8 protein-coding genes are annotated in these 10,267 nt (G+C 62.6%); 5 read left to right on the top strand and 3 right to left on the bottom strand.

Going from position 1 to position 10,267, the window contains the following annotated elements:
- Nucleotides 1-38 precede the first annotated feature (38 nt).
- Nucleotides 39-1,850, bottom strand: a complete 1,812-nt coding sequence (locus CH305_RS02120; protein WP_094702358.1) for a hypothetical protein — start codon at nt 1,848-1,850, stop codon at nt 39-41.
- Between the two features lie 536 nt (nt 1,851-2,386).
- Here CH305_RS02120 and CH305_RS02115 point away from each other — a divergent pair.
- Nucleotides 2,387-4,105: a metallophosphoesterase gene (locus tag CH305_RS02115; RefSeq protein ID WP_094702356.1), complete on the top strand. Its 1,719-nt coding sequence runs from the start codon at nt 2,387-2,389 to the stop codon at nt 4,103-4,105.
- A 64-nt stretch (nt 4,106-4,169) separates the two neighbouring features.
- Here CH305_RS02115 and corA read toward each other — a convergent pair whose 3' ends face one another.
- Together corA and CH305_RS02105 are read right to left on the bottom strand one after the other, a co-directional pair.
- Nucleotides 4,170-5,186, bottom strand: a complete 1,017-nt coding sequence (gene corA, locus CH305_RS02110) for a magnesium/cobalt transporter CorA (protein ID WP_037175428.1) — start codon at nt 5,184-5,186, stop codon at nt 4,170-4,172.
- A 150-nt stretch (nt 5,187-5,336) separates the two neighbouring features.
- Entirely contained in the window at nt 5,337-5,618 is a 282-nt protein-coding gene (locus CH305_RS02105) for a PASTA domain-containing protein (RefSeq protein ID WP_032404314.1), read from the bottom strand.
- 111 nt (nt 5,619-5,729) lie between these two features.
- On the opposite strand from CH305_RS02105, the gene CH305_RS02100 reads away from it, so the two are divergent.
- The 4 genes from CH305_RS02100 (at nt 5,730) to CH305_RS02085 (ending at nt 10,217) form a co-directional block, all read left to right on the top strand.
- A complete protein-coding gene (locus tag CH305_RS02100; protein WP_032404313.1) occupies nt 5,730-6,344 on the top strand; it encodes a trimeric intracellular cation channel family protein in 615 nt (204 codons plus the stop codon).
- A gap of 55 nt (nt 6,345-6,399) precedes the next feature.
- Nucleotides 6,400-7,086 (top strand): response regulator transcription factor, encoded by a 687-nt coding sequence (locus CH305_RS02095; protein ID WP_032377306.1) that lies wholly within the window; start codon nt 6,400-6,402, stop codon nt 7,084-7,086.
- Entirely contained in the window at nt 7,086-8,555 is a 1,470-nt protein-coding gene (locus tag CH305_RS02090) for a HAMP domain-containing sensor histidine kinase (protein ID WP_032404311.1), read from the top strand. Before CH305_RS02095 ends, CH305_RS02090 begins: the two co-directional genes overlap by 1 nt.
- A gap of 102 nt (nt 8,556-8,657) precedes the next feature.
- Nucleotides 8,658-10,217, top strand: a complete 1,560-nt coding sequence (locus CH305_RS02085; RefSeq protein WP_094702354.1) for a S1C family serine protease — start codon at nt 8,658-8,660, stop codon at nt 10,215-10,217.
- The last annotated feature ends 50 nt before the right edge of the window (nt 10,218-10,267 follow it).

The following is a 10,267-nucleotide window of genomic DNA, read 5'->3' as shown; positions in this document are numbered from 1 at the left end:
ACAACACCGAAAGGACAGCCCCTGACAAACCGGAAACATCAACACGGACCGGGGACTTTCACCTGGCCACCAGCGGGGACATCAACCTGGCCATTGACACTTGCGCCGCCCGTGAGATCGGTCCAGCTGATGCGGCGATTGTTGTTTGCGACGCAGGAAACAGAATCAGAGGAAATCTGCCCGGTTCCAAAGTCCGATTGGCCCAGATAGCAGTCCGCAGCTCGATACAGCTTCACGTCGACAGGTTCCGCGAGAGTATTGCGGACGTTGATCGTCGTGTTGTAGGAACCACTTCCTTCGACGAAGGTATCGACTTGTTCGAGCTGCACACCCGTGTCGCCCGCGGCCACGGTGGTTCGAATGATTTGCGGGTTTCCGCCCGACCCGTCGCCCGTCGATGTCGGTCCGCTCACCAGTGTAAAAGCGGGACCGACCACACCATAAGCGATGCCGTTTATGAAGGCTGCCGTGCCACAAGAATTTCCGCCGTAGTACACGGATCTTCCGTCAGTCGGCGAAATGACACTGCATCGCAAATTTTGATCGATCTGAAGATTGGTCAAAGACCCTGGAACGAGAACGCCTAGAGGTGGGGTAGTCGTCGGCGGTGTGGTGGTGACTGGAGCCGACGTCGTCGGCGGTCCGGTGGGGTCGTCCGAGCATCTAGTGACCAGAAGTCTGTCACCAAGTCGCAATAGCGTGAGTTCTTGATGCCACCTGAACAAGACAAGGTCCAGGTCAAGCACACCACCGACTTTGACACCGCCCGACGTGTCGAGGCAGAGACCCGTGGTGTTCACCTCGAAGGAAATTTCGGGACCGACTTCGATCCCGGCAGTTGCGCGGCCACCCATGTCGAAGGCTCCAGAGAGTCCGACGAAAGTCGACGCCTTGCCTGCAAGTGCGAAATCAATCGATGTCTCCCAAATCGGAGCACGATGTACCGATCTCGATCGACCGTTGCTGAACTCAACGCCCTCCGAGGCAACTACAGAATTGGTTGCCGTGACATTGAGCCCAGACTTGAATGAGAAAGACACCGCTGGTTTGAAGTTGACGCCGAATACCGCTGCGATCGGGATACGTACGCGCGGCATCCTCTCGGGCTTCACGTTGCAGCTCAAGACGCCTGCGACCTGGAGACTCAGAACGGTCTTCGGCTCCAGGTCCACGACAGTCCGGAAGTACCGGCTAGCCATGTCGAATTGGATGGTGACCCGCAGATCGGCCAGAGTTAGTTCATTGCTGAGAGTGAGCCCGGTCTTGTCACCGTTGCACTCGAACATCGACGTGTCCATCAGCTTGTTCAAGCTTGCGGGGATCGCGGGACCCCGCCGGCTCTCCGGTTCCGGTGCTGCTCCATCGGCTCCAGACCCGGACTCGAACTGGACAGCGTCGGCCATGGAATAGGTCGAATTGACCTGGAAGACTTCGTAAGCCTCATCCAACAGTGCCGGCTCGATCGTGACCGCTGTTGCGCCACCCGGAGTCTGGTTGATGGCCACCACTCGACCGAGTGCGCCCAGGGGATTGTCCTGATCGATATCGACTGCCAAGAATCCGCCGATCTCTGGTACCTGCTGGTCCGGTGCGAGCACCACAACTTGGCTGATCGAGGGATCACCAGTGATGGACAGAACGGTACCCGGTTGCGCGACTACAGTCTCCGGACGCGGCACAATCTTCGTGGTCAGCGGTTCTGCTGGAGCCCAGTCGCTCGGTGCGTCGGGATCGATTGGATCGAATTGCTCCGCCGGCTGGCTGGGATCGGTGGTTATGGGCGGATCGGTGGTGACGGGGGTATCGGTCGGGTCGGTTGGGCCGGCAGGTTCCGTGGTGGTTGTCGTCACTGGGGGGACCGTCGTGGTGCCACCTGCTGATCCTGTACCTACCGGATCGCAAGCAGTTAATGCGACGACGAGAACGAGAGAACTGGCGATGGTGGCGGCAAGTCTTCTTGCCCGCCCACTCCGATATGTCATGTGGCTCCGACTTGTTCGAAGATGCTCTGGAGGCGAGCATGGCTCGCCAGAACGATACGGACGGGTGAAGCGGCCGGATATACGCTGATTGAACGAAGATTGTCCGTAATTTTCAATGCGGTGACGTAACGCGTGTTGGTGAACCGTCGGTCTGCGCGAGCAAGCTTCACCCCGGGTTGTCCGTTGGCGAAGCTTGTCTTGTGACTTTCTGCCGGTCTCAGTCTCACTTTCTCGGCCTCGTTGACGACCTCCCTCCCGATGCGAGCTTGGAACGTAGATTTTGAGGTGTCGGCCCGACGGGATTGTCCTCGTTCGTCCCGTTGTGCATCGGTGTTCTCCTTTTGTTCACCCGTAGAGCTCGGTTCTGTTCAGCGTTCGAGGGGCTCTGCGGTCACGATCGATGCATGACGCTCAATCCCGCAGGCGAGACTGTCGCAACCGGAATCCCGGGCACGCTCGCCGAGAACATGACCATGGCCGAACAGCACGATTGGCATCGGTCGTTCCTGCGACGACACCCGGTCAGTCGTCGAAACTTCCTGGTGGGAGCCGCCGCGACGGCAGCCGCGGTAGGCGTCGGGAATTCGGTGTTCGCGCGCACCGCCTATGCGCAGGACGCTCCGCTGGCGGTGGCCGGTAGGCATATGGGATTCGGAAACGATCCGGCGACGCAGCTGCGGTTCTCGGCTCAGCTCTCTCGGAACCCCGGGCTCACCGGCGTCTTTCTCGACCACGGCCCCACGCCTGCTCTCGGTGCGACGACGTCGGCCGAGGTACGCAATCTGATCAGTCAGGTACCGCAGACCGACGGCGGAATTCTGTCGGCGGAGCAGTACTACGTGCATGTGCCCGTCGACAATCTGACGCCGAAGTTACCGCACTACTACCGCTGGCGCACCGCCGACGGCTTCGTGAGCGATATCCGCAGCGCGTCTCCGGCGCTACCGTCCGGCCGCATCGCACCGTTTCGGTTCACGATGATGGGCGATCAGGGTGTTGACGAAACCCCCTCGCAGCCAGCAGGTCTGGTCGCCGGCGACTACGACGACCAGTACTACAAGGCGGACAACGAACCGTCGGTCAAGCATGCGCGCAACATCAATCGGCAGATCGAGGCCTCGCACCCGGACTTCCACATCCTCGCCGGTGATATCGCGTACGCCGATCCGTCCGGTGCCGGTCTGCCGCCGCAGTTCGCCAAGCACGGCCAGACGCCGCCGAAGGGGTTCGACAAGTTCAACCCCTTCGTCTGGGACGGCTACTTCCAGGCGATCGAGGCGAGCGCGTCCACCGCTCCGTGGTTGTTCGCCACCGGCAATCACGACATGGAAGCGCTGTACAGCCCCAACGGATACGGCGGTCACGCGGCGCGGCTCGATCAGCCGACCACCGGGCCCAAGGGATGTCCGTCGGCCTACTCGTTCGTCTACGGCAACATGGCCGTTCTCTCGCTCGACGCGAACGACGTGAGCTACGAGATCAAGGCCAATACCGGGTACAGCGGGGGAGCCCAGAACACCTGGGTGGAGCAGACTCTCGCGAAATACCGTGCCGATCCGAACATCGACTTCATCGTCTGCTTCTTCCATCACTGCGCGTACTCGACGACGTCCACCCACGCGAGCGACGGCGGTGTGCGCGACGCCTGGGTAGCGCTGTTCGACAAGTACGAGGTGGATGTGGTGCTCCAGGCCCACAATCACGTCTTCGAGCGCACCGACCCCATCCGTGGCAATCGCGCGACGCGGGTCGCCGGGGACAACGCGACAGTCAGTGGAAAGACGGACGGCACCGTGTATTACACCGTCGGCGGGGGCGGTCGTCCCCGATACACGTTCCAGGACGGCGAAGGCGTCAGCTATCGGGGTCACGAGCTCCCCGACACGGCAGTTCCGAACAGCTACGTGTGGGCACCGGACGGCACCAAGTCGGCCGAGTCCATCACCTGGTCTCGGGTGCGGTTCCTCAACTACTCGTTCGTCAGAGTCGATGTGGTGCCGGGTATTCCGGGGATCACGCCCAGCAAGATGATCATCGGTGCCATCGACGAATACGGCAACGAGTTCGACAGGTTGACGTTCACCCGCGACATCCCGATCGGCCCGAGGTTCGGCTCCTCCTGAGTGCCCAGGTGAGTGGAACTTCGACCCCTGCTACGAAGTTCCACTCACATGCGGCGAAGCCGCTCTACAACCACTTCTGGCGTTTGAACACCACGTACAGCGCGCTGGAACAGATCACCATGGCGACCAGCGCGAGTGGGTAGCCGAACTGCCATTTCAACTCGGGCATGTCGTCGAAGTTCATGCCGTAGATGGCGGCGATCAGCGAGGGCGCGAAAAGTATTGCACCCCAGGATGAGATGCGCTTGACCTGTTCGTTCTGTTCCAGGCTGACCTGAGTCATGTTGCGCATTTCTTCGTTCTGCTGCTGCGCCACCATGGTGGAGTGCACGGTCATAGCGTTCTGCAGATTGGACCGGAACGCCTCGATGCGGTCCGAGATGCGGATCGCGTGGTCCAGCACGTCGCGAAGATTGCGTTGCAATTCGACGTCGACGTGATACTTGTCCGAACCGCGCTTGAGCGATTCGATCATCTCGACCAAAGGCTTTGCAGCACGATCGAATTCGGATACCTCACGCAACAGCGAATAGATTCGACGCGACACACTCGGATCGCCGGTGAACAGTTGATCCTCGATCTCGTCGATGTCGGTTTGCAACCCCTTGATGACGGGAACGTATTCGTCGACGACTTGATCGAGGATGCCGTACAGGATCGCTTCGGGCCCGAGTCCGAGCAATTCCGGGGATTCTTCGAGCCGGTGCCGCACTTTGCCGAGTTCGGGCGATTCGGCGTGGCGAATGGTGACCACAAAATCCGCGCCGAGGAAAATGTGCAATTCGCCGAATTCGACCTTTTCGGTCTCGTCGATGTACCTGGCTGGGCGCAGTACGACGAAGAGCTGCTCGGCGTACCGTTCGAGCTTCGGTCGTTGATGGGCCGCAATGGCATCCTCGACGGCCAGCCGATGAAGCCCGAACTCGTTTGCCACAGCGTTGATTTCGCTGAGTTCGGGTCGGTAGAGACCAATCCATGCCATTCCGTGGCGATCTCGCATGCACTCGAAAGTGATATCGAGGCTTTCGGGATTAGCGGTTCGCTTCCCCTCCACGTAGACGGCGTTGTCGACGATCGGCACTTCGGGTCACCTCGGTTCGAGAAACAGACGTGCCGGACGGCACTCGATCGAGACTATCGCCTGAAACAGTGAAGCGACGCAGCAGCAAGTGCATGTAACGCACGTGCCCTGGAGCAGTGGCCGTCCGACTTCGATCCTGTTGCCGTCGAGCTAGCCGTTGCCGACGATCACCAGAATGGACGCGTTTTCGCTGACCTTGGCTCCGGCCTGGAAATTCGTTCCGATCACGGTGGCGTCGGGGCGGTCGTAGTCGGTGGTGACGTTGGTGAAGCCGGCATCCGAGAGCGCCTGCAGGGCGTCCGATTCCGAGGTCCCTGCGACAGCAGGGATCGTGGCCCGGTCCGGCGCGGCCTGGGCGATGGCACCGCCGCCGAGTGAGAGGGCACCGGCTACGGCGATTGTGGCAACGGTCTTCTTGAATCCGATACGCATGACGTGCTCCTGAGGTTGGAATCGGTGACGACTCGAATGTGCTCGTCGGTCCTGTGGTTGCGCTCGGATGTTGCTGTCAAAACCCTGTCAGTGCCGTGACATGCTGATCCGATGCTTCTCGACGTGTTGGGCCTGATCGGTATCGCGGTGTTCGCCGCGTCGGGTGCCCTGGTCGGAGTGCATCGCCGACTGGACCTTTTCGGGGTCTGCGTCGTCGGCATCACGACGGGTATCGGCGGTGGGATCATTCGTGATCTGCTTCTCGGAATCCACCCTCCGACGTCGTTGGACACGTGGCCGAACATCACCGTCGGCTTCTGTGCGTCGTTGGTCGTCTTCGTTGCTCATCGACAGATGGGCAAGGTGCGACGCGGCGTTCTCGTGCTCGACGCCTTCGGGATGGGACTGTTCGCGTCGACCGGTGCGACGATCGCGTTGGCCTCCGGCGGGAGCGCCCTGTCGGGAGCCCTTATCGGGACCACGACGGCGGTGGCCGGCGGGGTGATCCGAGACGTATTGGTCAATGAAGTGCCCCTGCTGCTGCATCGGGATCTGTACGCCCTGCCTGCGTTGCTCGGCGCGTCGGCGGTCGTGCTGGCCGATGTTCTGGCACTGCCGGAGAACGTGGGACTGGTAGTGGGAACAGTGCTTGCGACTGGGTTGCGTCTGCTTGCGCTGTGGCGGAAGTGGAACCTCCCGCTCGCACGGAACCTTCCGGTGCTCTAGGCGGAGTAGGTACCCCTCTCAGACAGATCTCAGTCGACCAGGACAAACTGTACGAATGCGGATATTGGTGGTCGACGACGATCGAGCGGTGCGTGAGTCGTTGCGCAGGTCGCTGACGTTCAACGGGTACACCGTGGACCTGGCTGTCGACGGGCTCGACGCGCTCGAGCAGGTAGCGGCGGGGCGGCCCGATGCGCTGGTACTCGACGTGATGATGCCTCGGCTCGACGGCCTCGAAGTATGCAGGCGATTGCGCAGTGTCGGCGACGACCTGCCGATTCTCGTGCTGACGGCTCGGGATTCTGTGTCCGAGCGCGTCGCCGGTCTCGATGCGGGGGCCGACGATTACCTCCCCAAGCCGTTCGCGCTCGAAGAACTACTGGCCCGTCTGCGAGCGTTGCTACGGCGCACCGCGATGGAGGCGGGCATCGACTCGGAGACCATGACGTTCGCGGACCTGTCTCTGGACCCGGTCACCCGGGAGGTCTCGCGTGCCGAACGCTCCATCAGCCTCACCCGAACCGAATTCTCGTTGCTCGAGATGCTGATGACCAATCCACGCCGAGTCCTCACCAGAAGTCGAATCCTCGAGGAAGTCTGGGGCTACGACTTTCCGACGTCGGGCAACGCGCTCGAGGTGTATGTCGGCTATCTGCGCCGTAAGACCGAGGCCGAGGGGGAGTCGCGGCTGATCCACACCGTTCGCGGTGTCGGATACGTCCTACGCGAAACGCCCCCGTGATGGTCGCTCCGTTCGGACGCAAGACGGCCGACGTCGGCGGAAGCTCGCCCACCGCGATGCGGCCGCCGACAGCAATGCGGCCGCCGACTCCTCTGACTCGGTCGGTGTCGTTGCGCTGGCGGGTGACGCTGCTGGCCGCCTCGGTCGTGGCAATTGCGGTCGCGGTCATGGCCATTGCCGCGTACACGGTCGTGTCGCGGGCGTTGTACGGCGATGTGGACACGCAATTGCGTTCTCGTGCATCGGCTTTGGCGGAGTCGACCCTGGTTTCGTACGATCCTCGCTTCGTTGCCGGTGCCACGCTGTACAGCACTGATGTGAGCGTGGCGTTGATCTATCCGGACATGTCGAGCTACAACCCTCCCGGGCCGAAGGTTCCGATCGGCGACGCCGAACTCGCCGTGGTGCGCGGAGATCAGGAATCCTCGCTGCGAACGCTCGACGATCAGCGAGTGTTGGCCATCCGCACCGAGGATGGCAGCACCCTCGTCGTCGCGCAGCGACTGCTGCCCACCGGAGAAGTGCTCGATCGTCTGGCGTGGGTTCTGCTCATCGTGGGTGGCTGCGGCGTGGTGTTGGCTGCCGGCGCAGGCATGGCCGTGGGCCGCACCGGTTTACGGCCGATTGCTCGATTGACAGCCGCGGCCGAACGAGTGGCGCGTACCGATGATCTGACGCCGATCCCGGTAACCGGTGACGACGAATTGGCCCGTTTGACAGAGAGTTTCAACACGATGCTCCGGGCGCTCGCCGAATCTCGCGGCAGGCAGAGCAGATTGGTCGCCGACGCAGGCCACGAACTTCGCACACCCTTGACATCGCTTCGGACCAACATGGAGTTGCTGATCGCGGCCGGTCGCCCCGGTGCACCGTCCATTCCGGACGAGGACATGGCCGAACTGCGAACCGATGTGGTGGCGCAGATTCAGGAACTGTCGACGCTGGTAGGAGATCTGGTCGATCTGGCGCGTGAGGACGCACCGGAGACGGTGTTCGAGCGCGTCGACCTTGCCGATGCCGTCGAACGCAGCCTCGAACGAGCACGCCGACGCCGCAACGAAATCGACTTCGAGGCAACGCTGATGCCGTGGTTCGTCTACGGCGACCAAGCGGGACTGTCGCGGGCAGTGCTGAACGTGCTGGACAACGCAGCGAAGTGGAGTCCGAGCGGCGGGGAAGTACGAATCGCTATGCGGCAGATCGGTGATGGTCTGCTCGAGTTGACGGTGGACGACGCGGGCCCGGGCATCCCCGAGGAAGATCGCGAATTGGTGTTCGAGCGCTTCTACCGCTCCACGGCGTCGCGCTCGATGCCCGGAAGTGGCCTGGGGCTTGCCATCGTGCGACAGGTGGTCGTCAAGCACGGCGGCACCATCGGGGTCGAGGTATCCGAACGCGGCGGTGCGCTCATTCGGATCGTGCTGCCAGGCGAAGGTGCCCCGGATCCCCACACACTCTCGGCAAACTGATAGCCGGGTCTCAGCGCGCTCTCAGTACCGCCCTGCACAGTGAGTAGCAAGAAGGCGGGCGGACCTCGGATGTCGAGGTCTCTACTGAAGGAAGCAGCAACGATGAGTGACGACCGTAACGAATCCGAACAGCCCGGACAGGGTGCCGGGTCCGAGCAGCATCCGGTAAACCGGGCTTCGGGCGGCGACGAGCAGAACTACTCGACACAGCAGCATCCGACACAGCAGAATCCGGCTCAGCAGGATTCCGCTCAGCAGCACCCGACGCAGCAGTTCCCGTCCCAGCAGAACGAACCCCACAACGCAGGGTCGCAACCGCCGCAGCAGGGCTACCCGCAGCAGTACGCCGGCTACGGACAGGGGGCCTACCAGCCCGGCTACGGGCCGTACGGCCAGCAGGGCCATCCCCAGGCGTCCACGCAGGCTCATGCCCAGCCGCAGCACGTTGCACCGCAGTCGAATTCGACGCACGGCGCTGTGAAGACCCGGCCCGGTCGCTCGGCGCTGGTGGCCGGAGCCATCGCTCTCGTTCTGGTCGGTGGCGGAATCGGCGGCGCGGTCGGTGCGATTGCGACCAACAACGCCAACGGCAACGGTGGCGCAGTCAGCAATTCGTTGAACTCGACTGTCACAGCCGCGCAACCTGCCGCGAACTTCCCTGACGGCTCCGTTCAGGCCGTCGCGAACAAGGTGCTCCCGAGTGTGGTGCAGATTCAGGTCAAGGGTTCGCAGGAAGAGGGTGAGGGCTCGGGCGTCATCCTCAGCAGCGACGGCTTGATCCTCACCAACAACCACGTTGCGACGGGCGCAGGCGCCAACGGCAAACTCACCGTTGCATTCTCGGACGGCTCGGTGGCCGACGCCACGATCGTCGGTGCCGACTCGGTGTCGGACATGGCCGTCATCAAGGCCGAGGGCAAAACCGATCTGACACCCATCGAACTCGGTTCGTCGTCGAATCTCGAAGTGGGACAGCAGGTTGTCGCGATCGGTTCACCCCTCGGATTGGCGGGCACCGTCACCACCGGCATCGTGTCGTCACTCAACCGGCCGGTGTCGACTTCCGGTGAGTCCGGCAATCAGAACTCTGTGATCGACGCCATCCAGACCGACGCTGCGATCAACCCGGGCAACTCCGGCGGCGCGCTCGTCAACACCGATGGCCAGCTGATCGGTATCAACACCGCAATCGCCACACTCGGCGGAAGCGAGGGATCCGGTACGCAGAGCGGCTCGATCGGGCTCGGGTTCGCAATCCCGGTGGATCAGGCGAAGCGCATCGCCGACGAGCTGACCACCACAGGCAAGGCGACCCAGGCCATGATCGGGGTTCAGGTGCCGTCGAAGGACGATGCCAACGGCGCGACCGTCGTCGAGGCCACCGAGGGGGGTCCGGCGGCGTCAGCAGGAATTCCGAAGGGCGCGGTCATCACCAAGCTGGACGATCGCATCATCTCGAGCGGTGACGCGTTGATCGCGGCGGTCCGCTCGCACGCCCCCGGAGACTCCGTCACCGTCACCTACACGGACGGTGGTAGCGAGAAGACGGCGAAGGTGACGCTCGGAACGGCGGATCCGGCCGCGGCCCAGCAGCAGCCTCAGACCCAGCAGCAGGAACAGCAGTTGCCCTTCCAGATCCCGTCCTTCCCGGGCGGTCGCTGATGTTGCGGGAAGCGGGCAGGCACGGGACGGTTGCAACGATTTATGCACAG

It is taken from the genome of Rhodococcus sp. 15-649-2-2, assembly GCF_002258645.1.
GTDB lineage: Bacteria > Actinomycetota > Actinomycetes > Mycobacteriales > Mycobacteriaceae > Rhodococcoides.
This window is presented reverse-complemented; position numbering and strand designations above follow the sequence as displayed.